At 64.0% G+C, this 26,910-nt stretch carries 23 protein-coding genes; 10 read left to right on the top strand and 13 right to left on the bottom strand.

Annotated elements, in window-relative coordinates; all coding sequences use genetic code 11:
- Positions 1 to 13: 13 nt before the first annotated feature.
- The gene (locus ABZV44_RS27430; RefSeq protein ID WP_354842019.1) at positions 14 to 487 is read left to right on the top strand and encodes a MaoC family dehydratase; all 474 of its coding nucleotides are present in this window, start codon (positions 14 to 16) and stop codon (positions 485 to 487) included.
- A gap of 73 nt (positions 488 to 560) precedes the next feature.
- Here the strand turns inward: ABZV44_RS27430 and ABZV44_RS27435 are convergent, their stop codons facing one another.
- Entirely contained in the window at positions 561 to 1,427 is an 867-nt protein-coding gene (locus ABZV44_RS27435; protein WP_354842243.1) for a bifunctional methylenetetrahydrofolate dehydrogenase/methenyltetrahydrofolate cyclohydrolase, read from the bottom strand.
- Between the two features lie 247 nt (positions 1,428 to 1,674).
- Here ABZV44_RS27435 and ABZV44_RS27440 point away from each other — a divergent pair, with 247 nt between their 5' ends.
- Both ABZV44_RS27440 and ABZV44_RS27445 read left to right on the top strand, forming a co-directional pair.
- A complete protein-coding gene (locus ABZV44_RS27440; RefSeq protein WP_354842022.1) occupies positions 1,675 to 3,183 on the top strand; it encodes a histidine kinase in 1,509 nt (502 codons plus the stop codon).
- Positions 3,176 to 3,835 (top strand): response regulator transcription factor, encoded by a 660-nt coding sequence (locus ABZV44_RS27445; RefSeq protein ID WP_354842025.1) that lies wholly within the window; start codon positions 3,176 to 3,178, stop codon positions 3,833 to 3,835. Before ABZV44_RS27440 ends, ABZV44_RS27445 begins: the two co-directional genes overlap by 8 nt.
- Positions 3,836 to 3,885: 50 nt before the next feature.
- On the opposite strand, the gene purU is transcribed toward ABZV44_RS27445, so the two are convergent.
- Both purU and ABZV44_RS27455 read right to left on the bottom strand, forming a co-directional pair.
- Positions 3,886 to 4,746 carry a formyltetrahydrofolate deformylase gene (gene purU / locus ABZV44_RS27450; RefSeq protein ID WP_354842028.1) on the bottom strand — a complete coding sequence of 287 codons (861 nt, stop codon included), beginning with the start codon at positions 4,744 to 4,746 and terminating at the stop codon, positions 3,886 to 3,888.
- A 37-nt stretch (positions 4,747 to 4,783) separates the two neighbouring features.
- Entirely contained in the window at positions 4,784 to 6,067 is a 1,284-nt protein-coding gene (locus ABZV44_RS27455) for a hypothetical protein (protein ID WP_354842030.1), read from the bottom strand.
- A gap of 330 nt (positions 6,068 to 6,397) precedes the next feature.
- On the opposite strand from ABZV44_RS27455, the gene ABZV44_RS27460 reads away from it, so the two are divergent.
- The 4 genes from ABZV44_RS27460 to ABZV44_RS27475 are packed head-to-tail and all read left to right on the top strand — an operon-like array spanning position 6,398 to position 10,127.
- Positions 6,398 to 8,737 (top strand): nitrate- and nitrite sensing domain-containing protein, encoded by a 2,340-nt coding sequence (locus tag ABZV44_RS27460; protein ID WP_354842032.1) that lies wholly within the window; start codon positions 6,398 to 6,400, stop codon positions 8,735 to 8,737.
- Between the two features lies 1 nt (position 8,738).
- Entirely contained in the window at positions 8,739 to 9,179 is a 441-nt protein-coding gene (locus ABZV44_RS27465; RefSeq protein ID WP_354842035.1) for a roadblock/LC7 domain-containing protein, read from the top strand.
- On the top strand, positions 9,176 to 9,553 hold the full coding sequence (locus tag ABZV44_RS27470) for a DUF742 domain-containing protein (RefSeq protein ID WP_354842038.1): 378 nt from the start codon (positions 9,176 to 9,178) through the stop codon (positions 9,551 to 9,553). The genes ABZV44_RS27465 and ABZV44_RS27470 overlap by 4 nt, the downstream gene beginning before the upstream one ends.
- A gap of 19 nt (positions 9,554 to 9,572) precedes the next feature.
- Entirely contained in the window at positions 9,573 to 10,127 is a 555-nt protein-coding gene (locus tag ABZV44_RS27475; protein WP_354842041.1) for an ATP/GTP-binding protein, read from the top strand.
- An 18-nt stretch (positions 10,128 to 10,145) separates the two neighbouring features.
- Here the strand turns inward: ABZV44_RS27475 and ABZV44_RS27480 are convergent, their stop codons facing one another.
- The 4 genes from ABZV44_RS27480 to ABZV44_RS27495 all read right to left on the bottom strand — a co-directional run bounded on the left by ABZV44_RS27480 (position 10,146) and on the right by ABZV44_RS27495 (position 15,028).
- Positions 10,146 to 10,802 carry a TetR/AcrR family transcriptional regulator gene (locus ABZV44_RS27480; protein ID WP_354842044.1) on the bottom strand — a complete coding sequence of 219 codons (657 nt, stop codon included), beginning with the start codon at positions 10,800 to 10,802 and terminating at the stop codon, positions 10,146 to 10,148.
- 498 nt (positions 10,803 to 11,300) lie between these two features.
- Entirely contained in the window at positions 11,301 to 11,549 is a 249-nt protein-coding gene (locus ABZV44_RS27485; protein ID WP_354842047.1) for a hypothetical protein, read from the bottom strand.
- Between the two features lie 131 nt (positions 11,550 to 11,680).
- Positions 11,681 to 13,360, bottom strand: a complete 1,680-nt coding sequence (locus ABZV44_RS27490; protein ID WP_354842050.1) for an AMP-binding protein — start codon at positions 13,358 to 13,360, stop codon at positions 11,681 to 11,683.
- Between the two features lie 162 nt (positions 13,361 to 13,522).
- Positions 13,523 to 15,028, bottom strand: coding sequence for an aldehyde dehydrogenase family protein (locus ABZV44_RS27495; protein ID WP_354842053.1), 1,506 nt, complete (start codon positions 15,026 to 15,028; stop codon positions 13,523 to 13,525).
- Between the two features lie 291 nt (positions 15,029 to 15,319).
- Between ABZV44_RS27495 and ABZV44_RS27500 the strand changes: the two genes are divergently transcribed.
- Positions 15,320 to 15,529, top strand: a complete 210-nt coding sequence (locus tag ABZV44_RS27500; RefSeq protein ID WP_354842056.1) for a hypothetical protein — start codon at positions 15,320 to 15,322, stop codon at positions 15,527 to 15,529.
- Between the two features lie 313 nt (positions 15,530 to 15,842).
- Here the strand turns inward: ABZV44_RS27500 and ABZV44_RS27505 are convergent, their stop codons facing one another.
- The 5 genes from ABZV44_RS27505 to ABZV44_RS27525 form a co-directional block, all read right to left on the bottom strand.
- Positions 15,843 to 16,322, bottom strand: a complete 480-nt coding sequence (locus tag ABZV44_RS27505) for a hypothetical protein (RefSeq protein WP_354842059.1) — start codon at positions 16,320 to 16,322, stop codon at positions 15,843 to 15,845.
- Positions 16,319 to 18,307: a primary-amine oxidase gene (locus ABZV44_RS27510; protein WP_354842062.1), complete on the bottom strand. Its 1,989-nt coding sequence runs from the start codon at positions 18,305 to 18,307 to the stop codon at positions 16,319 to 16,321. The genes ABZV44_RS27505 and ABZV44_RS27510 overlap by 4 nt, the downstream gene beginning before the upstream one ends.
- Positions 18,304 to 19,746, bottom strand: a complete 1,443-nt coding sequence (locus ABZV44_RS27515) for an APC family permease (protein ID WP_354842246.1) — start codon at positions 19,744 to 19,746, stop codon at positions 18,304 to 18,306. Before ABZV44_RS27515 ends, ABZV44_RS27510 begins: the two co-directional genes overlap by 4 nt.
- Positions 19,747 to 21,021: 1,275 nt before the next feature.
- The gene (locus tag ABZV44_RS27520) at positions 21,022 to 22,248 is read right to left on the bottom strand and encodes a serine hydrolase (RefSeq protein ID WP_354842065.1); all 1,227 of its coding nucleotides are present in this window, start codon (positions 22,246 to 22,248) and stop codon (positions 21,022 to 21,024) included.
- Between the two features lie 709 nt (positions 22,249 to 22,957).
- On the bottom strand, positions 22,958 to 23,335 hold the full coding sequence (locus ABZV44_RS27525; RefSeq protein WP_354842068.1) for a helix-turn-helix domain-containing protein: 378 nt from the start codon (positions 23,333 to 23,335) through the stop codon (positions 22,958 to 22,960).
- Between the two features lie 87 nt (positions 23,336 to 23,422).
- On the opposite strand from ABZV44_RS27525, the gene ABZV44_RS27530 reads away from it, so the two are divergent.
- Complete coding sequence (locus ABZV44_RS27530) at positions 23,423 to 24,406, top strand: zinc-dependent alcohol dehydrogenase family protein (protein WP_354842070.1); 984 nt, start codon at positions 23,423 to 23,425, stop codon at positions 24,404 to 24,406.
- Here the strand turns inward: ABZV44_RS27530 and ABZV44_RS27535 are convergent.
- Positions 24,403 to 24,672: a hypothetical protein gene (locus ABZV44_RS27535; protein WP_354842073.1), complete on the bottom strand. Its 270-nt coding sequence runs from the start codon at positions 24,670 to 24,672 to the stop codon at positions 24,403 to 24,405. The two genes, ABZV44_RS27530 and ABZV44_RS27535, sit on opposite strands and share 4 nt — an antisense overlap.
- A 549-nt stretch (positions 24,673 to 25,221) precedes the next feature.
- Here ABZV44_RS27535 and ABZV44_RS27540 point away from each other — a divergent pair.
- Positions 25,222 to 26,844 carry a helix-turn-helix domain-containing protein gene (locus ABZV44_RS27540; protein ID WP_354842076.1) on the top strand — a complete coding sequence of 541 codons (1,623 nt, stop codon included), beginning with the start codon at positions 25,222 to 25,224 and terminating at the stop codon, positions 26,842 to 26,844.
- Positions 26,845 to 26,910: the final 66 nt, after the last annotated feature.

Raw genomic sequence — 26,910 nt, forward strand, 5'->3', positions numbered from 1 at the left:
CAGGAGTCCACCCATGACCACTGATATCTCCACCTCGACCACTGTCGAGTCACCCGCGCAGCTCCTGGGTCTCGTCGGTGAGTTACTCGGAACGAGCAACTGGCGAGAAGTCACCCAGCCCGACGTCGACCGATTCGCCCAGGCCACCGGTGACGAGCAGTGGATTCACATCGATGTCGAGCGGGCCGCGAGCGGTCCGTTCGGGGGCACCATTGCGCACGGCTACATGACCCTGTCGCTCATCGCTCCGCTGATGGCCGACGTGCTCCACATCACGAACCTCGGGATGGGGGTGAACTACGGGCTCAACAAGGCGAGGTTTCCCGCACCGGTTCTCGTCGGCTCCCGGGTCAGGCTCAGTGCACGCGTAGCCGCGGCAGAACAGATCAAGGGCGGAGTCCAGATCATCGCCGCGGTGACCATCGAGCGAGAAGGTGGTGACAAGCCCGTCTGCGTCGCAGAAGCCGTCCTGCGATACTACGAGTGAGCGCAAAAGGGCGAGGCCACGATCATGGCCTCGCCCTTTGTGCATTCGCCCGGTCCCGCGTGGGGACGATGGTTCAGCGCAGCACGTATCGGCGTTCTGCGGCTTCGACGACGTTGGAGAGCAGCATGGCCCGCGTCATCGGCCCCACTCCGCCAGGCATCGGCGTCAGATACCCGGCCACTCCCCATGCGTCCTGTGCGACGTCACCGACGATGCCCTCGTCGGTGCGCGTGATCCCGACGTCCAGGACAACGGCCCCCGGCCTGATGTCGGATCCTGTGATCAGGGCCGGACTGCCGGCGGCGGCGACCACGATGTCGGCCCGGCGAAGGTGTTCCCGGATATCCCGGGTGCCGCGATGGCACAGCGTGACGGTAGCGTTTTCCGACTCACGCGTGAGCAGCAACCCGAGCGGACGCCCCACGGTGATGCCGGATCCGACGACGACCACTTCGGCGCCGTCCAGCGGGATGTTGTAGCGGCGGAGCAGCTCGATGACGCCGCGTGGAGTGCACGGCAGTGGACCGGATGTCTTCAGCAGCAAACGCCCCAAGTTGATCGGATGAAGGCCATCGGCGTCCTTGTCCGGGTCGACGTGCTCGAGCACGGCGGCCCGATCGATCCCGGCGGGAAGCGGAAGTTGAACGATGTATCCGGTACAGGAGACTTCGGAATTCAGGTCGTCGATGGCACTCAGGACATCGGCGGTGCTCGCTTCGGCGGGCAATCGGATCCTGTACGACGACAGCCCGATCTCCGCGCAGTCTCGATGCTTGCCTGCCACATACGCGGCGCTGGCAGGGTCGTCTCCGACGAGGACTGTTCCCAGCCCAGGCGCGCCCACGTCCCTTCGGATCTGCGCTACTCGATCGGCGAGCTCGCGCCTGATCGCCTTCGCCACCATCTTGCCGTCGAGAGCGACCGTGGAGGTGCTCGTCATCGTGGAGAATATGCCCACCGAAATTGCCCCTTCAAGTAGTACAGAAAGCGAAAATGTAGTTCGGCAACTCACACACGGCGTACAGCGCGCGAGCCGTTCGTACACGATCGAGGCTATCGGGAGCACCGGATTCGCAGCAGTGGCGTCCGACGCGAGAACCTCGCCTGAAATGGCTTGTCAATGTAGGTCATTCGACCTACCGGTATATCCGGCACGAGACATTGTCGAGTGCTCTATTCTGGATACGATGAAAAACGAACTGATCATAGATTTACTTCCCTCGGGTGTGGCGGTCCTCGATGCCGCGGGACGGTTCGTTTCGATCAATTCTTTCGGCGCCAGGTTGCTCGGCTACGCCGATCCCCGCGAATTGCATGGAGTGCAGAGTCCCTTCGGCACGGGTGACGAGGCCGACGTGGCCGGCTACGATTCGCGTGCCGACGAGCGGACTGCATTCTGGGATATCGGCCAAGAGGAATACTCTCTGCTCGCCTACCGGATCGGGGGCACCACGGCCGACAGTGTCGCGGTGACGTTCCGCGACGTGACCGAGCAGCACCGTCAGCACGCCCGCGTGGCCGCGCTGGCGCGAACAGCGGCGAATCTCGCTTCCCAGGGGTCTATGGTTGCCACGGTCCTCGATGCGATGGCGCGAGAGGTGCAAGGCTCCGAGGGTGTCGCGGGCGCTCAACTGTTCACGGTTTCACCGTTGACAAAGCAACTACAGATCATGGGATCGGCCGGGTTCTCCGAGCCACAGACCTTCTTCGATCTGTTGATGGCCGCAGGCCGCCGCGGTGCGACCCTGGCCACCTACGAGGTCCTCGACAGCGGAAAACAGATTGTCTACCCACGGCGCAAGGCCGCGATGCTGACCGATCCGAACTGGCAGTCCCTGCATGAGTACATCTCACAGCTGGATTGGGAGGACTTCGTCTGCACTCCGCTTACGGTCCGCGGCGAGCCTGTCGGCGTTCTCAACGTGTACATGGCGCCGGGGTTTCATGCCGGGGAGTCGATGCTCGGATTCTTCAGTGCGATGGCAGAGCAGGCTTCACTGGCGGTGGACTACGCCACACTGCTCGAGCGTGACCGCATCGCGATCAGACGGGAGGAGCGCAAACGACTGGCTCGCGATCTCCATGATTCCGTGGTGCAGCAGGTGTTCTCGATCGGAATGCAGGCGCGAGCCCTGCAACGCGAAGGGGCGAAGATTCCGGGACCATGGGGTCGCAACGTCGCCGCTATCGCGCACGAGATCACAGAACTGGGCCGCGCCGTGCAACGTGATCTACGCGGGATCGTGCTGGCTCTGCAACCTTCGATATCCGCCGAGCTCGGCCTTCCCGCCGCACTGCGGTTGTTGGTGGACGACCTCGCCCGACGCACCGATGTTCGATTCGAGCTCTCGGTGGACCCGGCGTTCCCGCAGTCGGATGTGAGCCTGGTCGAAGACGTCTACCAGGTGGTCAGCGAAGCCGTCCACAACGCGGTCAAACACGCCGCACCGGCGACCGTAGCGATCTCGGTCGGCTTGGCACCCGACTCGCGCGCCGTCACCGTCGACGTGGTCGACGACGGGATCGGCCCGGGTGAGCCGGCCTCGGACTCGAGCGGCTACGGCCTGACATCACTGCGCGAGCGCGTCGCACGGTGGTCCGGGCACATCGAGATTACGGCGAACGCGTCCGGTCGCGGTACCGGGGTCCACGCATCGCTCATGCCTGCCCGCCCAGAAGGACTACATGATGAATGAATCCAAGCACACGATCGAGGTTCTCGTGATCGACGATCATGTCGTGGTTCGCCGCGGCATCGCGGCCTTCCTCGAGTCGAGCGAGGATATCGTCGTCGCCGACGAAGCCTCGAACGGTGTCGAAGCCTTGGAGCGATTGGCGGTGATGGCGGCACATCACTCGCTGCCCGATGTCGCCCTTCTGGATCTGATGATGCCGCAGATGGACGGGGTGGAGACGGCACGAGAGATCACCACCAGATACCCCGACGTCCGGGTTGTCGTCCTGACGAGTTTCGGCGAATCCGAGCGAGTCCACGCCGCGCTCGCCAACGGCGCGTCGGGCTATCTGCTCAAGGACGCCGACCCGTCCGAAGTAGAGGCAGCGATCCGTGCGTCTGTCCGCGACGAGGTCTATTTGGATACGGCCGTGGCGCGGCATCTCACTCCCCGGGTCGCCACTCCGATCGGATTGCGCTCACTGAGCGCCCGAGAGCGTGAGGTACTCGCGCTGGTCGGGCGCGGGCTGTCCAACCGTGCCATCGCGACGGAGTTGTCGATCAGCGAACGCACAGCGCGCACCCACGTGTGCAATGTACTCGCCAAAATGAACCTCGACTCTCGCACCCAAGCAGCTCTCGTGGCCGTGCGGGAGGGACTGGTCCGGATCTGAGTGGGCGTGGCGACCCGCCCGGATCGCCACGCCCATTCACCCGTATCGAGTCAGTCGGCGAACACCACGGTGGTGTTGCCGTTCGTCAGGACCCGTCCCGTCACGTGGTCGCGCACCGCGGCGGCCAGTACCCGCCGCTCGATATCACGCCCTTTGCGCACCAGCTGTTCCGGCGTGTCGCGGTGGCTGACCGGCTCCACATCCTGAGTGATGATAGGCCCCTCGTCGAGGTCGCCGGTGACATAGTGCGCCGTCGCGCCGATGAGTTTCACGCCCCGGGCATGGGCCTGGTGATACGGCTTGGCGCCCTTGAAGCCGGGCAGGAACGAATGGTGGATGTTGATGCATCGACCGGACAATCGAGCCGACAGCTCGTCGGACAGGATCTGCATGTAGCGGGCGAGCACCACCAGATCCGCTCCGTAGATGTCCACCAGCCGGAGCAACTCGGCCTCCTGCTCCGGCTTGGTCTCCTTGGTGACCGGCAGGTGATGGAACGGCACTGATCCCAAGTCGAGGTTCCCGTACACCTCACGGGGATGGTTGGAGACGATGGCCACGACGTCCATCGGCAGCTCTCCGATGCGCCAGCGATAGAGCAGATCCACCAGGCAGTGATCAAGTTTGGAGGCCATGATCAGTACCCTGGTCCGTTCAGCAGTGCTCTTGACTGTCCATGAGGCACTGAGCGAGGTCAGTACCGGGGTGAGCCCGATCGTGATGTCGGACTTCGTCAGTTCGCCACGGACGGTCTCGAACTCTATGCGGGAGAAGAACCTCCCGGTGAGGTGGTCGTCGAAATGCTGCGCATCGATGATATTGCAACCCAGTTGCAATAGGCAGGTGGATACCGCACTGACGATACCCGGCTCGTCGTCGCACGAGAAAGTCAGAACATGGGAATTCGACATGATTTCTGGGCGTCTCCTTTCGACATCGCCTCGCGACTCAGATCATGTGCAGGTCGGCGCGGCGACGATCTGGCTTATAGGGCGCGGACGCGACCGTGGCGCGGATGGCCTTCTGCGGACCGCCAGGAAGGCCCCAATGCACGGTCAGTTCCGTTCCGAGGTCACTGTGGGCGACATCGATCGTGCTCAGCGACAGCATTTCCCGGTAGTAGTAGCTGTATCCGCGCGAGGTCGCGACCCCGACGATGTCGTCGCCGGCGGTCACTTTGTCGGCCCACATGAACCCACGCTGGTCCCGCGGCATCTCCATATACGGAAAGTTCTCCCCGGGGCGGAACAACGACGCGAACACGTCTTGGACGTCCTCTGCGTTCCATACGAGTGTCCGGATAACTCGCCGCGGGTTCGCCTTCTCCGCGATTAGTGCTTCCCGGCCGAGGAAATCGTGATCGAAGTTGATATTCCGAGCCCATCCGAGTTCGACCGGGCTCCGGTAGTATTCGGAGATTTCGCGACCGTCGTAGCTACCCGCGATATACGCAGGCTGGGCATAGGAGGGCATCGACGAGGTGAAGCTATCGAGATATTCTGCGGTATCCTCATCAAAAATCGCCGGGATGTAGTCGGTTGCGATGGTTGGAAAACATGCCTCGAGGTGATTGATCATCACGGTTCGGCCACCGAGCTTCCGTAGCCCGAATTCCTGTCCGGCCTCGACAATCAAGTCGTAGATCTCGGGTCCGATCTCTCTCGGACCCTGTAGTTCGAAGCCGATCTCCCCGGACATCCCCTGCCGCAACGCCCAGATCTGGTGCCCTCCGATGGTGATCGGGTGCACCCGCATGAAGCCGGTGTCACGCAATCCGGTATCCCCCGACAATTTCTCCAGAACCTTCACGGAATTCGGTCCCGACACCTGATATATGAACCAGTCCTCTTGCTGAACCGTCACATCATAGTTGCCTCGCGCCAGCTGATAGCTCATCCAGAAGCCGCCACGGCCGTGCAACACGAATTCCTCGTCGCCGAAGCGGGTGAGAATTCCTTCGTGAATAACTTTTCCGCCCGAGTTCGTGTGGATTACATGTTTCGACTGACCGTGCGTAAATTTTCCGAAGGTATTCACCGAGTAGTCCGAGAAGAGCCGTAGCGTGTCCGGGCCGGTGAAGCGATGCTGCCACAGGAACGACCAATCACCGATGTAGCAGGTGTTCTTCCACGACATGCTCTCGTCGAGCCAGTCTGTGTATTCCTGTTGTCCGAATCTGCTCCATGCGTATACCTCCGGTGCGGTACGCATTCCGTCGACAGTGAACGCCATCGTCTTCCCATCTGTGCCACCGGCGGACCAGGGAAGGCCGCCTACGTTCGTTTCACGCTAAGTCCGAGAACCGCTCGGGCGCACGGTGAGGATGACTTCGATGCAGTTGATTCACGACCTGGTCGGCCTAGGTCATTCGACGCACAGACACGTACGCCGGCACCGACGAGGCCGGGTGTGACACGGCGTGTCCGCCCGGCCCGGCAGACATTCCGGTTTGCATAACCGTTTGGTAGGTCTATCGTCTACGTCCATCAGTCACCCCCGAGCCCTGAAGGACGGGCCTGTGAAGTTCCCCCACGACGCCCTCGCGCCGAAGACACCGCACGCATGAACGAATCCAGCCCGCAGACGGCTGCGCGACGGCCCCGGAAGCTGTGGCGCGGCCGCAGTATTCGCACGTACGTCCTGGCGATCGCGCTGGTACCGAGCACCGTGCTCCTGATCACCGGCATCATCACCGCTGCGACCCTTGCCGACCAGGCCGCAGCCAGTCGAGCGTGGTCCAGCTACCGCAGTACGGTTATCGCGCCGGCCTCGGCTTTCGTAGCCGCAGTTCAGAATGAACGCGGGGCAAGTATCGCGACAGTGGTCGGTGATCAACAGGCCGCGGGCCGTTTGCCGAGTGCCCGCCGGGCCACGGACGACTCCCTTGCCGGTATGCGGGACATGGTGTCCGAGCAGAACCGGCTCGACCCGGCGGCGACGAAGCAGAGCTCGGCAATCTTCGATCAACTACTTGTACAACTTCCCCTGCAGCGCCGGGATATCGATGTGCGTCAAGCAGATGTCACCGCCGTCGACGCCTACTACACCAGTTTGGTCGACTTGATCGCCGGCGGCATGCAGGAGAGCGCCGTTCACAACTCCCCTAACCCGAAAACCCTCGCCGAGGAGTTCACTGCGGCGGCGCTCGCGCAGATCCTCGATCTGCATTCCAGGGCTGCTGAACGCGTCGCTGCTGTGGTATCGATACGGAAACTCGATCCCGGCGAGCGACGGACGATCGCGGAACTGAACGGTGCATTCCGACAGAAACTGACCGAACTTGTTCCCCGCCTGACCGAATCGGAGCGATCGCTCTACGGGTCTCTGGTGAACAGCCAGGCATGGAGAACTGCGAGCGAGGAACAGAACTCTCTTGCTGAACGCGGTGAGTTGATCGGGACCTCCGAGCAATGGCAGGCGGCCGAGCAACAAGTCGGCGATGTGCTGACCAAACTGCTGGCGAGCCACGCGGCATATGCCTTCCGATCCGGCGAGGACTCGACGACGAGCTCGATCGCTCGCGCCGTCACCGTCGGTGCGGGAGTCGTGTTGGTCGGGCTCGCGGCGTTTCTGATTTCACTGACGCTCGCCAACCGGCTGGTGCGGCGGCTCCGGGCCCTGCGCACACGTACTCTGCAGGTCGCCAACGAAGATCTTCCCGCGCTTATACAACAGGCGCAGGCCGGCGAGGTTGTCGATTCCGTCGACAGCGCATTCATGACCGACGCCGGCGCCGACGAGATCGGAGAGGTGGCCAGCGCCTTCGCGATCGCCCACCGCACTGCGGTCGACACCGCAGTCAACGAGGCCAGGACCCGCGAAGGGTTCAACAAGGTTTTCCTCGACATCGCCTATCGCAGTCAGACGGTGGTGCGACGACAGCTCGAATTGCTCGACGTCGCCGAGTCCAAACAAGACGATCCTGAACACCTCGAGCTGCTCTTCCAACTCGATCATCTAACAACCCGTGCCCGGCGCAACGCGGAGAACCTCCTGATCCTGGGCGGAGGCCAGCCGGCCCGACGATGGCGGAAACCAGTGGCGCTGGAGCAGATCGTGCGCAGCGCAATCTCCGAGACCGAGAACTTCGCGCGTGTGAGCGCGCTGCGACTGCCCGACGTCAGCCTGGCGGGCAGCGCCACCGCCGACCTGATCCACCTACTCTCCGAACTCGTCGACAACGCGACCGCGTTCTCGCCGCCTGATTCGCCGGTATCGGTACGCGGCAACCTCGTCGGCCGCGGCGTCGTGATCGAGGTCGAAGACCAAGGCCTGGGCATCCGGTTCGAGGAGCGCGCGGCGTTGAACGAACTGCTGCGGCAGCCGCCAGGATTCCATGAGATGGCACTGCAGGGTCGCCGTCACCTGGGTCTATTCGTTGTCGGCAAACTGTCGCTTCGCCACGATATCTCGGTGACCCTTCAGGAGTCCGCGTACGGCGGGGTCAAGGCTGTCGTCCTGATTCCCGCCGAGCTGATCGGCCAGGACAGCGCCCCGACGACAGTGGTGAGTGCGGTGCAAGAACCGCCGAGGTCCGTGCCGCTACCCGCTCCCACACCGGAAGTCGGCGCCTCGGATGTGCTCGTAGCCCGGAACACGGTGACGCAAACTGCACTGCAACTTCCGGCTGAGGATGCACGCCACCCGGTAAATCCGAGCGCCGGGCTCCATCGCCGCTCGATTCCCTCCCGTGGGCGGGCGGCCCTGCCACGGCGACAGCGGCAGAGCCACCTCTCGCCACAGTTGCGACGCGAACACACCGAGATCACGACCTCCCCGATGACCGATGAAGCCGACCAGCCTCGCGCCGCCGATTCGGTGCGAAATTCCATGGCTTCCTTCCAACAGGGAACACGTCGCGGACGCCGTTTCACCCCACCCCCTCACGAAATGAACGAATGACATGATCAATGACGGCAGCCACCGCCCAGCAATCGTCTCTTTGGACTGGCTCCTGAACGGATTGGTCGAACGCACGTCCGGCGCCGAACACGCCGTCGTACTGTCCGCCGACGGACTGGCCCTCGCAGGCTCGAACGGCCTGGATCGAGAGAATGCCGAACACCTGGCCGCCATGGCCTCGGCGCTACACAGCCTCGGGCGCGGCGTCGGCACACGATTCAACAAAGGACCTCACCAACAGACCGTCGTCGAGTTGGATCGCGGATACCTGGTGGTCACCGAGGCGGGCCCGCGCGCCTGCCTGGCCATGCTCACGGCCGCGGACGCCGATCTCGGGCTGGTCGCCTACGAGATGAACGTGATAGTCGGACAAGTCCGGGATCAGATGTCGGCGGCTCCCCGGTCGCAGACGAACACACAGCACGCACGGTTATTCTCATGAACGGCGACGTGAGCCCGGAGGACTTCGATGAGGACCCCGGGCCTCTGGTGCGTCCGTTCGCCGTCACCCGTGGCCGTGCGGGTAACAATACGCATCGCCTCGACTTTCTCACACTAGTCGTGGCGATCCCGTCGGCCACAGACTTCACCGGATACGACCGCGAATACGGCGAGATCATGAGCTTGTGCCGTGGCAGGCCAATCTCAATTGTCGAGCTGGCCGCGCACCTGGGCCTGCTCGTGGCCTCGGTCAAGGTCCTCGTCGGCGACCTGATCGACGCCGGCCACGTAATCTTCCGGTCCCCGGCGCCACCGGAATCCACCCCCGATCTACACCTACTGCAGGCGGTTCTCGACGGTGTTCGCAAACTCTGATTATCAAGCCGGACGGATTGTGGAATTCGCGCAAGTCACCAAGATTCTCGTTGCCGGTGGTTTCGGTGTCGGGAAAACCACGATGGTGGCCTCGATCAGCGAGATCACGCCACTTCGCACCGAGGAGCAATTGACCGAGCTCAGCGCGGGGGTGGATGACCTCACTGGCGTCGCGTCCAAGACGACCACCACCGTCGCCCTCGACTTCGGCCGAATCACCTTGGAATCCGGGGTAGTTCTCTACCTCTTCGGGACGCCTGGGCAGGAGCGATTCTGGTTCATGTGGGACGAACTGTCCGTGGGCGCGGTGGGCGCTGTCGTGCTCGCCGATACCAGGCGGTTGGAGGACTGCTTCGGGCCGGTCGACTTCTTCGAATCACGAGGTATCCCCTTCGTGATCGGGGTCAACTGCTTCGACGGCTCCGACATTTACGACGAGGACGAGATCCGCGACGCCCTCGACCTTTCGCCGTATACGCCGGTATTACTCTGCGATGTCCGAAACCGCGAGTCTTCCAAACAGGTACTGATAGGAATCCTGGAGCACGCGATCAGTTCATGGGCGGGCAGATGAGTGTGGGGCTCCGTTCGATCACTGCTCGTCCTCCCCCGTTGTCCCCGGACCGACGGGCCCCGACGAGCAGTCGCCGCGGGTCGTCAGTCCGTCCGCCACCAGTGTCCGGACTGTCATTGCGAAGGCATCGTCCACTCGTGCCTGCTCGCCGGTCGCCAGCAGATCGAGCTGCAGCCCGCGCACCTGGGCCAGCAGGAACGTGGCGGCGACCCGAGCGCGAGCCGCCGGATACCCGTGGCGTGCCAGCGCGCCGATCGTCATCTCGATCCAGTCGCCGACCAGCGGATGCTCCATCTCAGACGATCGGTCGGTCCGCCCGAAGTTCGCGGCCAACTCGAACAGAACCTGGAACTGACGTTGTTCACGGGGACGGCACAGCCGTCGCCAGGTCGACCACAGCAACTCTTCCCCCGAGTCCGGCAAACGCAGCTCGTCGGCCTGCAATGTCTGCTCGAACTCGAGCCGGATTCGCCCCAGGACCTCGTTGATCAACGCCTGCTTGGTCGCGAAATGATGGATCAACGTCGCGTGGCTGACCCCCAACGCCTGAGCGAAGGGCCGTAGCGACAGGTCGCTCACACCGTGATCGAGGACGTATTGCGTCGCCGCCTCCAACAGTTCGGGCCGAACATGCTGGTAGCGCACTGTGCGTCTGTCTACCTTCTTGTTCTCCACCGATCGCATCATAAGAGGGCGACTGCCCTCCGGTGTCGGCAGACCCGTCAGGTCTGCCGACACCGGACAACTTCTGGAGGGTCTGCCTCCGCAGTTCGTTCCGGACAATCCGGCCGCGCTCCGCGGCAGATCGTCTGCGGAAGCCAATCTGGGCGGCTAACGTCCTGCCCGCCTACGCGGCGTCGATGAATCCGAGATGGAGGTCGAATCCGGCGTCGTCGGAGAAATCACGGTGCGGGGGGCGGCCCGAGAATGCTCGGTTACTGGGATCGCCCGACGACGCCGACCGGGCTTAGTGCAGCGACTGGATGCATGCGACTTTGTCGGCCCTGGTCGATGGCGCGCTCGGCGTCCAGTTCGGCCGCAACGTCGGCACCACCGATCAGGTGTGGAGTAAGTCCCCGGGCGCAAGCGGCGTGATGAGGTCGCTCGACTACGACGAGCTCGTCGCGCCCGAATTCATGACTCCGGCGAAGATTATTCACGACCCGATGACGGTCAGTTTTCGGTCATCTTCGTTATCTCCGTGGGCCCCGACCACCCACACGGTAGTCCGCAGGAACCGACGGTCATCACTTTCGTGGTGCCGTCTACATGACGTGCGGTGGCGATGAATGCGTGGGCTGTGTAGCCGCATTCCGGGCACAGACCGAAGTGGTCGAGCACCTCGCGCCATTTCTGCTCCACAACGAATTCGGAATTGGTAAGCACCGCAAGATCCGCGTGTCGATAGTTGTCGTTCTCCATACCTGTGTCCTTATTTACTCTATTCTCATGTACTTTATTCTCGCGGTGACAAGGTGTTCGCCCTCGACGACGTCGTCGAGGTATACCGCCACCTCGAGCAGGGGCTCCGCAAAGAAGATCATCGTCACGGTTTAGAGCGCGAAGTCCTCGAGCCGCCATTCGCCGGCGGGTTGATCTGCTGACTCGCGATGACGAAGGTCGACTCGACGGATCTTGCCGGAGATGGTCTTCGGCAAGTCGAAGAACTCCAGCCGACGAACTCGGAGGTAGCCGGGCAGGCGGCCGGATGTAAAGGCAAAGATGCTCGCCGCCAGCTCCGCGGAAGGCTCGTAACCGGGCGCCAAGGCCACGTACGCTTTGGGCACCGCGAGACGGATCGGGTCCGGTGAAGGGACGACTGCGGCCTCGGCCACGGCCGGATGCTCGATCAGGACCGACTCCAACTCGAAAGGGCTCACTTTGTAATCGGAGGACTTGAACACATCGTCTGTGCGTCCGACGAAGGTGATGTAGCCGTCCTCGTCTCGGGTAGCGAGGTCACCGGTGTGGAAGAAGCCTCCACGCTTGGCCTCCGCGTCCTTGACGGGATCACCGTAGGCGGTCATCAGCGGTAATGGCTTGCCGTCCCGCATATCCAGGCAGAGCTCACCCTCGTCGTCTCTCACCTCACCGGTTCGTGGGTCGACCAGGACCACTGGGACAGCGGGCAACGGGCGCCCCATCGAACCGGCCTTGACCGGCTGTCCGGGTGTGTTGCCGACGACGGCGGTCATCTCCGTTTGTCCGAATCCGTCACGGATCGTGAGTCCCCAGGCGTCCCAGATCTGGGTGACAACCTCGGGATTGAGCGGCTCTCCTGCGGCGACGAGCTCGCGGAGTTGGCCTGGACCGGTAGACAGGTCGGCGTTGATGAGCATTCGCCACACCGTCGGCGGGGCGCAGATCGTGGTGATCCCATGCTGGTGAAGTCGGGTCAAAAGGCTCTGCGGGTCGAAGCGCGCATAAGCGAATACGACGATCGTCGCTTCGGCAAGCCACGGTGCGAAAAAGCTTGACCAGGCATGCTTTGCCCACCCCGGTGAAGAGATGTTGAGGTGAACGTCGCCGGGACGCAACCCGATCCAGAACATGGTGGTCAGATGGCCGACGGGGTAGGAAATCTGGGTGTGCTCGACGAGCTTCGGGCGACTGGTGGTGCCGGAGGTGAAGTAGAGCAGCAATCGATCGTCCGGCGCGGTCCCAGGGTGGCCGATGGGAGCCTCGCTTGCTGCGCGGTCGCTGGTGAAGGACGTCCATCCGTGGACTGGCTGACCGACCACGATCCGGGTGAATTCGCCTGGGACCTCAGCGAACTTGGCGGAGTCGGTCGCTCCACAGATCACTGCTCGGACGTTGCCTCGATTGACGCGGTCGATGAGGTCTTTGGTGCCGACGGCTGTCGTGGTCGGCATAACCACTGCGCCGAGCCGAATGATGCCGAGCATCGACTCCCAGAGCTCGACCTGGTTGCCCAGCATCACCATCACAGAGTCGCCTTTCCCGATGCCGAGGGAGCGCAGTTGATGGGTGACGGCGAGGGAGCGCTCGTAGAGCTGGGTGAAGCTGTAACTCTCACTACTGCCGTCTTCATGGACGACTACGAGGGCGGGTGCGTTGTTGTCCCGCGCCAGAGGGTCGAACCAGTCGAAGACCCAGTTGAACCGGCCCTCGATTCGGGGCCAGGTGAACTTCGTGGTCGCGCTCGTCCAGTCGTGGGCGTGGGCGACCAGCAGATCCCTGGCTGCTCGGAGTCGCTCGGTGTTGGTCGGCATTGTGTTCCTCCGGCGGTCGTTACGTGCAGTCGTTGTCAGTAGCTCTCTCGAGGGGTTGCCAGCGTGGATGCACGTGGCGGCTCTGGTCGATTGTTGATACGAGGCCCGAGCCACCACGGCAACCAAGGGACGGCTCAGAGGAGCTGGAGGGGTCGGGAGACGTCAGAGGAGAATGTTCACAGCCTTGATCTGGGTGAACTCCTCGATGGCTGCAGCGCCGAGTTCGCGACCCCAGCCGGACTGTTTGTATCCGCCGAAGGGGATAGCGCAGTCGAAAGCGTTGTGGCAGTTGATCCACACGGTGCCAGCCTTGATCTCCGCGGCAGTGCGGTGCGCTTTGGAGAGGTTGCTCGTCCACACGCTGGCGGCCAGCCCGTAGGGGGTGTCGTTGGCTGCCGAGCGCACACCAGCTGCTGCGTTGAACGGAGTCGCGACCACGACGGGGCCGAAGATCTCCTCGCGGTAGACGCTGAAGGACGAGTCGACGTCGACCAGAACAGTGGGCTCGATGAAATAGCCACGGTCGCCGTGACGGCCGCCACCGGTCAGCGCGCGGGCGCCATCTTGCAGACCCTGGCTGATGTAGCCGGACACTCGGGCGAATTGCTCCTCAGAGACCAGCGGCCCCATCTCGGTCGCCGGGTCCAGCCCGGGGCCGAGCCTGGTTGCCTTCGCAACTTCCGCGACGCCCTGGGTGAACTCGTCGAAGATCCTGTCCTCAACCAGGATGCGGGTGCCAGCCGTGCAAGTCTGACCTTGGTTGAAGAGGAATCCCGACGCCGTACCCGGGATCGCGGCCTCGAGGTCCGCATCCGCGTAGACCACCTGCGGACTCTTACCGCCGAGCTCGAGACTGACCTTCTTCAGATTTCCCTTGGCGGCGTCGACGATCAGCTTGCCCACTTCGGTCGAGCCGGTGAAGGCAACCTTATCCACGTCGTCATGACCTGCGATCGCCGCGCCGGCGTCTCCGTAACCAGTCACGACATTGAAGACACCGTCGGGAAGGCCCGCCTCCGCGAGGACCTCAGCGAGAAGCAACGCTGTCAGCGGCGTCTGTTCGGCAGGCTTGAGAATGACGGTGTTACCGGTCGCAAGCGCCACTGGCACCTTGAACGCGGCCATGACGAGCGGGAAGTTCCACGGCACAATCGCGCCGACGACGCCGACCGGCTCGCGCAGCGTGTACGCATGGAAGCGCGCGCCAGGCGCCCACGGCACTGACGGAGTCACGGTGCTGCCCTCGATCTTGGTCGCCCATCCTGCGTAGTACAGAAAGAGCTCGGCGCTCCAGGTCACATCGACGGCCTGGGCAACCGTGGCGGGCTTGCCATTGTCGAGCGACTCGAGCTGCGCGAACTCCTCGGCCCGGCTATACAGGGCCTCGCCCACGCGGTACAGCAGCCGCTGGCGCTGGGCGGGCGTCCACAGGCTCCATTCACCCTCGTACGCCCGCCGCGCGGCGGCCACCGCGCGGTCTACGTCGGCGGCGCGACCGCGCGCAACCGTCGTCAAGACCTCTCCGGTCGCCGGGTCACGGGTCTCGAAAGTCTCACCGGCAACAGCGTCGATCCACTTGCCGCCGATAAAGAGTTGACGCGGGCGGCTGAGGAAGTCCCGAACCGCGGGCAGGAGCACGGCGGCGGGCGGTGTGGTGAGATCGGTCATGGCGACTCCTTCGGATTGGGCGGCGTAATGCACGCCATCCCTTGACGGTTGAAGTCTGGTCGCCGAAAGGACCGCGGATTGTTCACTTCCTGGACGATTCGCGCGATCGCTCGTCGGATGAATATTTCGAAGAACACGGTGAAGAAGGCGCTGGGTTCGCATGTGCACCGCAGTATCAGCGCAAGCTGGGTCGGCGGTCGATGAGTTCGAGCCGCAGATCCAGGCGTTGCTGACCGACTTCCCTGACAGGCCGACGACAGTGATCATGGAACGAGTCGGCGGCAGCGTGGTATGACGGTGTTCTTCGAGCGGGTGCAGCAGTTGCGGCTGTTGTTCAAGCCGGTGGGTCCGGCCACGCGCACCGCGTATCAGCCTGGTGAGCTCGCGCACCGCGGTCTGTGGTTCCCACCGGCCGATGTTCTGCTGGGGCTCGGGCATGTCGGTCATCCGCCGTTGATGGTGGGGTCAGCGGCTATTCGCGGAATATGGCAGCGACGATGATCCCGACCCGGCAGAGTCCTGATCTGCTGGCCGAGCATTGCCTGTTGGTCTCAAGGTGGGGCCGGGTCGCCCGAGCTCTGGTCTGGGACAACGAATCCGCGGTCGGTCGATGAAGTGGCGGAAAGCCACAGCTGACCGAGACGATGAACTCGTTTCCGAGGATCGCCGGGCATCAAAGTGATTCGGTGCCGCCTGATCGGAGTACGCGCTACGGAGTTCGAGGTATCTCGCCGCAACCCTGAGACCCGGTCCAACGTTCGAACCCAAGGACGAGCCTTGCAACCCAGTCGGCGACCGACCGGCGCAATCCGTCCTATCCCGGCGAACTTGCGGGAACCTCTTGACCCGTCGCTTGGCTCTGCCTCGACGCCAGTCCGATCCCGAGTACGGCGACTGCGAGGAGCAGCTCGGCGACGGCGACGGCCGAGGCGTAGTGCATGAGGTCCCAGCCCTGGCCGTGTAAGTGAGCGGTGGCGTGCTCACCCATCGACGTGTGCCCGGTCGACGTCCCCATCGAATCGCGCGGCATGTCGGCACTCCCATGGTCGCCGCTGGGGGTGCTCATCATGAGGGCATGGATGCCGAGCATGGCACCGCTGCACGTCGCCATGAGGGTCCAAGCGCGCGCTGTGCCGCCGTGCCACAGATGGATGGCACAGCCGGCGCAGACGAGCGCCAACGCAAGCATGACGATAGCCCAAGGCGGTGCCATGCCACCGAGCCCGGCGATGTGCAGGGCCACTGACACGGCGGCCAGGCCGGTGCCGAGCCTGGCCACGAGAAGCCTGATCATCCGCAGTGCTCGTTGTGGTGCCCTGCGTGCTCGTTGTGGCCGGCCGCGGACCTGCAATGGTCGCCACGCGTAGCCATCGGAGCGTTGAGCGCGGGGTTGCGGCCGAAGAACCCGACGGGCTTGAGCTTGAACCCTGCATAGTCGACGGGCATGACGGGCCAGTCCTCGGGGCGGGGGAAGTGGGTCAGGCCGAAGGAGTGCCAGACCACGATGTCCTCGCCGTCGATGGGCCGGTCGGCCTCGACCCAGGCGGCAAGACCGTCATCGCCGGGGGCCTGGTTGATGATCTCTCCCGACGGCCATCTCTGGGTGGCGTCGTACTGGGTCACCCACAGGTGGTTGCGACCGAAGGCTCCGCGCTTGTAGACGGCGCTGGATTCGTCGGCCAGCAGCGGGGGCTGGCCCTCGGGGTAGAGCGCGTACGCGGTCGGCTGTCCGAGCCGGTTGGTCTTTTCGGGGTTGGAGATGAGCCAGTACCGTGACTTGATGTTGTCGGCCAGACGCTGGGCCTGGGTCTCGGTGGTCAGGCGGGTGAACTGTTGACGGAACCCGTTGCCGTGCGGGTTGATGTCGCTGACCGGGATGCGCACCGCGTCGACTTCGTCGACGGCATTCTTGTGGCCGTCGACCGCTACGTCCAGCCGCGCGCAGAACAGGTGCTGGTGGAAAGGCGCGCCCAGGCCCGGCGCCATTTCCGTCGCGAAGCCGTCGGGGCCGGTGTAGGCCGACGGGAATACGATGCCGGTCGCCTTGGCCTCCAGCTCGATAGTGCCGTCGAGGTAGAGGTACCAGTAGAAACCGTAGTCGTAGTTGCCGATGGTCAGGAAGAACGAGATCACGAGGCGGCGCTGGCGTCGGGTCTCGTTCATGCCGTTGAACATGTCCGTGTGCTTCCACAGCACGCCGTAGTCCTCCTCGTGCAGGCAGATCGCATTCTTGATGGAGCGCGGCTGACCCTTCTCGTCGGAGATGACGGCGTCGAAGTACTGGATCTCGCCCAGGCAGTCGCAGCCGAGCTCGAGCGAGTTGGTGTAGCGGCCGAAGATGTACTCACCCTGGTCGAAGTAGTTGATCCAGTAGCGAGCCGGCTGCGGGTCGCCGTACGGAACTACCATCTCGGGGATAGACGCACGGTTCAGTACGGGACGGACGATCTCGCCGTCCTTCCAGTTCAGCTGGTGCAGGATGAGACCCTCGCGGGCGTCGAAGGTAAACCGGAACTCCCAGTCGGCCCAGGTGATCTTGTTACCCTCGATGACGAAGGAAGGGCCTTCGGGCTGGGCAATCTCGATGGGCTTGAGGTCGGTGCGGGCGACGCCGTCACCGTGGGGGGCCGCGTTCCACTCGCCTCGTTCCGCGGGAACCGGATAGCTCTCGTGGTCAAGGACCTCGAAAACCGTGCCTTCGATCAGGTCGACGTGCGCGACAAGGCCGTCGATGGGGTGCGCCCACGCCAGGTCGGCCTCGTCGCTCTGCACGAACGCGATGACGCGGCACATACGGCGGGCGTTCTCCGCCTCGTTGCCGAAGTTGCCGGCCGACAGTGGAACCGCCCGGACTGTCGCGGGGTCGATGCCGCGGCGGGCCAGCGCCTCCAGGAAGATCGGGTCGGCGATCAGCCAACCCTCGATCTCGTCGAACTCCTCGTCCAGGATGGCGGGCTGTCCCTCGGACCTGTCGATCGTGCGGCTGGCGACGACGTCGCCAGCGGTCACGTCGACCATCGCGATCGTGCCCACGCCACTCGTGCGGTCCAGAAGCATCAGTGAGACGGTGCGGTGGAACGCATCACCGGGCTGATGGGCCACCACCTCGGCCTTCGGCCCCTCGGCCAGTCCGACGTAGACGAAGCGGGTCGTCTCGGTCAGCAGACCGGCCGAGGCCGCGATCTCACGAGCCGCGTGGATCTCCGACGGCGTCAGAAGTTCCAGCGGGTGGGCCACCAGCAGCGGCTTGCTGACAGCGGGGGTGGTTGGAATGGTCATGCTGCGGTCTCCTCGAGGATGTCGTTGGCGACATGGGGACGAATCTGGGCCAGCGTGAAGCCGACGACGAACGACAGGACGAGCCCGATGCCGACGCACCAGGCGATGGCCGTGGAACCGCCAACCAGCAGCGGCAGGTTCTGGATGGTCATCGCGAGGAAGACGATCAGGCCGAGTCCACCGAGGGCAGGCGCGTACAAGGAGTGCCACCGGGAGGTGAGCCCGGGGCGCTGCCGGAAGAACACGATCACGGCCGCCGAAGTCAGGCCCATCAGCACGATCACTCCGACAGCGGCAACACCTGCGAACCAGGTGAAGATCTCAGCGACCGGGTCGAGGCCAGCGACCACACAGATCGCGAACCAGACCAGCGCGGCGAGCGACTGGACCACCGAGGCGACATGCGGGGAAACATGGTATTCATGCGTGGCACCGAACCGCTGCGGGAGCACACCAGACTTGCCCAGGGCGTGGACATAGCGAGCCAGCACGTTGTGGAAGGCGAGTGCCGCTGCGAACAAGCTCGTCACCAACAGGACCTGTACGAGGTCGGACGCCCCCGAGCCGACGAAGGACTTCGCGACGCTGACGATGCCCTTGCCCGCCCCGATCTGATCGACGACAGCGCTGTCACCGAACGCGCTGACCAGTGCCCACGAGCTGATGGCGTAGAACACGCCGATCACGACCAGCGCGAGATAGGTGGCGCGCGGGATGGTGCGGTCAGGATTACGCGCTTCGTCGCGGAAGATCGCGGTGGCCTCGAAGCCGATGTAGCCCGCGATGGCGAAGGTCAGCGCGATACCGGGCGCGCCGTTGAAGAACTGCGATGGTTGGAAGGCCGCGGTCGAGATTCCCTCCGGGCCACCTCCCTTCCCGACGATGAAAGCGTTGACCAGCAGTACGATCAGCACCTCACTGACCAGCAGTACGCCGAGCACTTTGCCCGACAGATCGATGTTGCGGTAGCCGAGCCAGCCCACCACCGCCATGCACACCAGTGACCACACCCACCACGGCAGGTGGGGGCCGCTGTGGGATGTCAGCAGGTCATCGATCGCAAAGCCGATGTATCCCCACACGGCGAGCTGCACCGTGGCGTAGGTGACCAGCGCAAGCATGGCCGACCCGACGCCGACCTTCCTGCCCAGGCCCTTGGCGATGTAGGTGTAGAACGCACCGGCATCCTTCACATGGCGCGACATGGCGGTGAAACCTGCGGCGAACAGCAGCAGCACCGCTGTGCAGGCCACGTACGCCGCGGGATACGCGGCACCGTTGCCGAGGGTGATTCCCGCCGGAACCACGCCAGCGACCACCGTCAGTGGTGCCGCGGCCGCCACGACCATGAAGACGATGGCTCCTGGCCCTAGCCCTCCGCTGAGGCGTTGCGAGCCCATCGTGGCTCGCCCCCCCGAACTGCCGATGCTGGTGTCCATGCCGTCTCCTATCGTGCTGCGCTTCGGGGTGCTCACACCCGTCACCCGGAGAGTATCGAGAACCAATCGGTATGCGTACCAGATGGAACGTATATTTACATCTGCGTGACGGGCCGTTACCGCACGGAAACGAGGCAGGCAGGAAGAAGGCTCTGAGCTGGCACCCCGCTGGTAGCGCTCCGACTCCTCGACGGTGGTGTGGAAGCCGCGCATCGCTCCTCCGTGAACAAATGCCGGAGCGCAGATCGACCTGGACGGTGGGCACCTTGCCGGCCTTCGGGTCTGAGTTGTCGAGGTTGACCGAGTGGATCTCCATCTCGGAGGCCCTCGTGGCGCCCACCTGATGCAGGCCCGCTTCCCCCTCGTTGCAGAGGTTCTCCTGCGCCGCCGGCTCGGCGCTGATTGCCACTCCGCTAAGGAGAGCCAACGGCTTGCCTCGCAGCCGTAGAAGAGCAACAAGATCACTGTGGCGCAGGTGGTCCCTACGATGTTCATCGGGCTCTTCCGGTTCGGAGACGAGCGGCTCTCGCACGACATCTCCACGGTGGAGCTGGTGCCACATACCGCGCCACCGTGTCCGCCGGAGGGCCGGCGCGGGCAATGATCGAGTGGTTCGGCTCGATGCTCCTCTAGCACTGTGCGTCGGCCGAAGGTGCGGGAGTTACCGCGGCGACCTTCGAGAGAACAGCTCAGCCTGCTGGTGCAGTCGGTGGCGCGGCATCGGGAACGATCCGAATATGCAGTGCGAACGGCAAAGAATTTCCCGTCGGCTCCATCTAACTTCCAGCGAGACTATCGACAATTCGAACATCACGGCCGAGCGACGAAGGCCGCGCAGTCCCGGCATTCGCAGCATCCCATTTCGCCCGAACGTGCCGAACGTCGGTCAGCTCCGACACGGCAGACGACGCGCAGTCGCTGGGGTCTTGGGCTTGCGACGCAGGACCACGATGACCAGCAGGATCTATGAGAAGCATGAGCGGCACGACCGTTTTCATTATCGTCAACAGTTGTCCGCTGGAGGTGGCCTTCTCGGTAAGTTCCTGCTGGCTTCAGATGTCATCTACACATTGATCTGCATGACTGGTACAGAACACACATAGTCGTCGTCCGGCACCTCCAGCCGAACCAGCAGCTCATCACGGATTGCGGTTGGCCCGGTTCTGCTGCCCCGAGCAGCGTTAAGGCCGACGGCGTGCATGTTGTCCAACTCGCGATGGCGCACGCGGTGGTGGCGCGGCCCGAAAGTTGGTGGCCAGAGCTCGACCAGCACAGTCAGTGCTGATGCTGTGCGATGGCACGCAGGAACTCTACGTTCTCCTCGTCGCGGTTGGTGGCCTCGTGGGGACTGGTTCCGTACAAGCGGTTCGCCGAGAGCTTGACGATGACGGTCTTGGTCGGCGGATCGACGTAGACCAGCTGGTTGAGCACTCCGATGGCGCTGAAATCGCCACGATGCCCACCGGGAATCCACCACTGGTAGCCGTAGCCGAGGTTGAACTGGTGGTCGCCGACGATGGGGTGTCCGGCCTCGCGGATCGGGGAGTCGATCGTGGTGGATGCGGCGACCCATTCCTCGGAGAGGATGCGCTTGCCTTGCCACATGCCGCCGTTGCGGTAGAGCTCGCCGAGTTTGGCGAAGTCGCGAGCCGTGAGGTTGACGCCGGCGAACGACATCTCCACGCCGAGCATGTCGGTGATCCAGTAGCCGGGCGACTCGAAGCCCAGAGGTTCGACGAGCTTCTCGTGCATGTAGTCGGCCACGAGGCGGCCGGTGGCGTGGTAGAGCAGGGCACCGAGGATCTGGGTCTCGCCGGAGTTGTAACGGCAGACTTTCTGCGGCTCGCTCTCCCTGACCATCCGGGCAACGAAGCCGTCCAGGCCACCCTTGGAGCCGCGCAGTGCAAGACCGAGCTGGTAGATGTCGGACTCCGGGTCATTGTAGTCCTCGTTCCAGCGGGCGCCCGAGGACATCTGCAGGACGTCTTTGATGGAGACGCCGTCATAGGCCGACCCGGGCTGGACCGGCACGTAGTCACTGATCGGTTCCTCGATGCTCTTGATGTGGCCTTCCTCGAGCGCGATGCCGACCAGGGCGGAGATGAAGCTCTTGGCCACCGACATCGACAACCAGTTCACGGTCGGTCCGCCGGTCAGCAGGTAGCGCTCGTAACGCACTTTCCCGTCGATGAGGACCAGCAGTGCCGACGTGTCGGTGTCGACGAGGAACTGCCCCGTGAGGCGGGTCTCGCCTTGGAATATGTAGGACTCGGGCAGCTCGATATTTTCCCCGACCGGCCAGGTATAGGGCTTGGCGGAGGCGGCCATCTTCCGGGTAGGAGCCAGGTCGCGTACTCGTGCGAAGTTCTCGTGCTGGGGCGCACCGGTGAACAGGCCGATGTCATCCATCGAGGCGGGGCGGTTCGGGTTCTTCCCGATCGTCAACCGGTACAGATGGCGGAACAGGAACGGAGCGACTGACAGACGACGACGCAGCGGCATGGAGAAACCTTCTGAAGATGAACAGGATCCGAGTAAGCGTACCGACTGGTACTGATACTTGGGGTTACTTTCGAGTTTCTTTCTTGAATCAACGGCGGGCGGCCGGCGCGATGACCGCGATCGGCCTGCTCGGCGAGTACGTCTCCGACGATCCGCACCATCATGAGCACGCTGTGCGGATGTCGTCGCGGCCTCGCTCGCGACGATGGCACGACGACCCATCCGAGGCGCCGGACCGGACCTCGTGCGGCTGCTTAGATGGCCAGCGGCGGACGGCGGGGCAACGCCTGAAACACCGATGCGACTGCGCCGCAACGCTTTCGCTGCAGGGACTGAGTCAGGATCGATCGCTGGTCACGGGTGTTCCGTCGAGGTGTTCCACGACCTGGTCCGCTGAACCCCGTCAATCAATCCGATCTCGCATCTGATGCGAATAATGGGTGGTGGCGGCAGGTGTCCACCACCTGACTCCGGTGACCCGGCAATACGCGCCCGAATCCGCTTGGCCTCTGTGCCGCTTCGGTGACGGCAGGTTTCCGACGCGGTCCGGTCGTTCCTCTAATGCCTTGCTATCGGGATTACGTGATATCCGCCCGACTTTCGGCGAAAACCTCGAGGACCCCCTCGACCACCACCGACGAGCCTCTGGCTGACGAGATGCGGCGCAAATCGACGGTCGCGGCCCCGCCGGCGAGGCCGCCCACCAAGATCAGCCCGCCGCCGAAGCAGAAGTAGCGGCTGACCTCGCCTCCTGGAAGTCGATGATGGCCCCGCCGTAGTTCCTCGCCCAGTTCGTCAGGACCTCGATCGGCTCGACAAGGGTCCAGCCGAGGTCAGTGAGGCTGTACTCGACTCGCCGTGGCGCTTCGGCACGACGTTCGACCAGACCGTACTGCTGGAGCCGGCGCAGCGTCTGGGTGAGGACCTTGCGCGAGATGCCGCCGATGAGGCCGGCGAGCTCACCATGCCTGCGAGGCTGATGGCTGAGCCCGAAGAGCACGAGCACGGCCCATTTGTCGGAGATGATCTCGACCGCCAGGCGCGTGGGGCAGTCGGCGAGGAAGGCAGGTCCAGCCGGGTTCTGCATGAAAATCAAAGGTACCAGGAGGTAACTCACGACTCCGTAACGTCTTCCGCGAGTAGGGAAACCAGCAACAGATGTGGAGGAGCGTCCATGCCACGAGTCGTCGTTTTCAACCAGTTCGGCGGGCCGGATGTCATGCACATCGTCGAGGAACCGGTCGTCGAGCCCGGAGCCGGCGAGGTACGGGTCAGGATCGAAGCGTTCGCCGTCAACCCGCTCGATCAGATGATGCGTTCGGGCGCCTCGTCCGCGAGCGTCCCCCTGCCACACGCTCGTCTCGGCGTCGAAGGCACCGGTGTCGTTGATGCGCTCGGCTCCGAGATCGCCGGGTTGCAGGTCGGCGATCCGGTCATCCTCACGGCCATTCCGGACGCGAGTGTCAGGGGCAGCTACGCCGAATACACCACAGTCCCCGCGAGCCGGGTCATAGCTCGGCCGGCCGGGCTCGCAATCACCGAGGCAGCGGCGATCTGGGTCGCGTACTCCACCGCCTACGGCGCCCTCATCGAGAAGGCGAAAATGCGGCCCGGCGACCACGTCCTCATCACTGCCGCCTCCGGCGGCGTCGGCCGGGCCGCGATGCAGATCGCCAATCAGATCGGCGCCGTGCCCATCGCCATCACTCGGCACACTGCGAACAAGGACGACCTGGTCGCCGCCGGCGCCGCCGCGGTCATCGCCACCGACCACGTAGACGTCGCCGAAGCCGTCCGCCACCACACCGGCGGTACCGGCGCCGACATAATCCTCGACGTTGTCATGGGCCCCGGCCAGCAGGACCTCCTCGAGGCGGCCCGTCCCGGCGGAACACTGGTCGCCGCAGGCTTCCTGGACCCTCGGCCCACCCCCTTCCCGAGAAGTGCGCCACTCACGATCTTCAGCCACCGGAGCTTCGAACACACCCTCGACGCGGTCGTGGTGAAGCGCATGGCGGCATTCCTGAACGCTGGTGTACGCCTCGGCGCGCTGCGGCCCGCCATCGACAAAGTGTTCGCCCTCGTCGACGTCGTCGAGGCACACCGCCACCTCGAGCAGGGGCTCCACAAAGGAAAGAAGATCATCGTCACGGTCTAGCTGGGCGCGGTGTCGCCCACCGGGAGACGTTCCAGCCGTCCGCGTGCTTCACCACGGCCCGGTCCGCGGCGTAGCGGGTGGCGAGCATCGGCGACGAGCGCGACACCGTGTCCGCCGATCCCGGGTATCCCCAGCAGCTCGGTGTCCGACCGGCCGAGTAGATCGCCCACGACGCGGACTCCGAGCAGATACCGTTCGAGCCGGTATCGCTTCGGACACCCGATCCGCCGCAGCAGCGTCGTGCGCCGAGCACGCCGGACCGACACAGCGGGCACCTGTTCCACGAAAGTCCTTGTCGCGCAAACACTGTTGTCACCGAAACAACGGTGTACCCGCAGCTTGATCAGTACCTCGCGGCCGGCAACGGCGGCGGAGGACAGCCGCCGTTCAGACCGGCTGTGCGCCCGCTGCGACCTCGCTCCGTATCCAGGGCAGGCAACCGGCTCGTCGCAGCTGCTGCCTGTATGGATAGTACCCGGTCGGATGCATAGAGGCGCTCGATCGACAGCTGGGCATGATGCGGGAACAGGACCGCCGACAGTCCAAGATCAGGGGACCCGCGACATCTTCAACTATCAAGCGCCCGAACGGATTTTGAACTGGTTGATCACGCAAACCGTGCCAGATCCACCATTCAACCGACATTGACTCACGCCGTGAGGGACATACTTGTTCACCACGCTCCGGCGGGTGAGCTGGGCTTCCGCGCAACGCCGCGTCGCGCTGGTTGTCAACGGATCAGTCATGTCACACTATGTAGCGGCGGTCACTCTTCTCCGATGACTGCTCATGCATTCCCGGTACGAGGAGCATTTGTGACCAGTGCGACGATTCCGCCGTCGCGCGGTGTCATCAAGGCATCGTGGTACCGCTCAGGTTTGGCGGGGGTAGATCCCTCGCATGCGCTCGAGGCGCTCACGCCGGACGGACATTCGCATCGAACTCCCCTGCTCGAAGCCTCACAGCCAGTGCTGGAGGAGTTGAGAGCGAATCTTGCGGACACTGCCTACGCCTCCCTGCTCGTCGACCGTGAGTGTCGAGTCGTGCACCGCATCTGCGGGCGGAGAGCAGTAGCCACCGCCTTCGACGCCGTCGGGATCGACTTGGGGGCCAGCCTGCTCGAAACCCGCATCGGCACGAACGCACCTGGGACGGCGCTGGAGACGCGGGAAGCGGTAGTCATCCATGGTGAGGAGCACTTCGCAGACGGGCTCAAAGACTTCAGCTGCTATGGCCATCCCATCCGAAACCCCTTGACGCGCCGCGTGGAGGGTGTGCTGGACATCTCGTCTTTCTCGGCGGACGCGAGCCCGTTGTTGCGTCCGCTACTCGAGCACGCCGTCAAGGACATCCAGCGCCGGCTACAGGAGCGCAGTCGAACCTCCGACTCGCGGATAATGGCGGCGTTCCGGGAAGCAGCGCTGCGCAGCCGCTCTGCCCTCGTTGCATTCGGGGACGACATGACGGTCTCGAATCGAACCGCCCAGGACCTTTTGACCTCGTCCGATGTCGCACACCTCCGGATTCTGGTGGAGGAGCTGCGAGGATCTGTCAGCGCGCAGACCGAGTTGCGCTTGGTCTCGGGTCAAACCGCCCGGGTGTATGCCGACGTCCTGGACCCCAGATGCTCGGCCGCCTTGTTGCGGATCGAGCCTCAGAGGAGCAAGCACGTCACCACTCCCCTGCGGTTGCCTGGCTCGCCATACAATGGGCCGACACTCGTCGCGGGACCGCCCGGCTCGGGCAGAACAACACGGGCGCGGCAGATCGCGACCAACACTCCTGTCACTGTTCTCAATGCAGCCGCAGCCCTGTTGAACGGCGATCAGGAGTGGGCACTGCAGTTCCGCCAAGCGATGTTGTCACCGGCCGGCACCGTGATCATCGACGGAATCGAGTTGCTCTCCGACGTGCTACTCGACATCCTGGTGCAACAGGTCGAACTGGACCGCGGCCCCGAGCTCGTGATGATCTCGGGGCCACGAAACCTCCTGCCAGTCCGCCCAGCCGCGGTCGCAGCCCTGGCAACCAGCTGCGAGGAGACGCTTCCGCTGTTCGCACGCCGCGACCAGATCCTGACCTTGGCCCACCAGATGCTCGCTGATATGGGGACCAATCTCTTCCTTACCCCAGCTGCGGAGGCAGCGCTGGCAAGGCACAATTGGCCGGGAAACCTGCGGGAACTGCGCGGGGCCCTGGAGCATGCCAGGGGAGGTCGGCAAGTAGGAGCGATCGCTGTAGCGGACCTGCCTGCCACCGTTACGTCAGGACGGACGGCTTCGGCACCGCAGCGCCCCTTGCATCAGGCGGAGCGGGACGTCATCTTCCACGTCCTACGCACCTGCGACGGCAACAAAGCTCAAGCCGCCAAGGAACTCGGCATCTCCCGAACGACGCTGTATGCGAAGATGCGTATGTACCGCATCAACGAGTTCTGATCTGAATTTCACCCCATGTGTGTCGTCGGCTTACGCCGTCGCTCTCCTGATCCCTGAGGACGACGT

This window comes from Nocardia sp. NPDC004860, assembly GCF_040609015.1.
In the GTDB taxonomy this organism is placed as follows: Bacteria; Actinomycetota; Actinomycetes; order Mycobacteriales; family Mycobacteriaceae; genus Nocardia.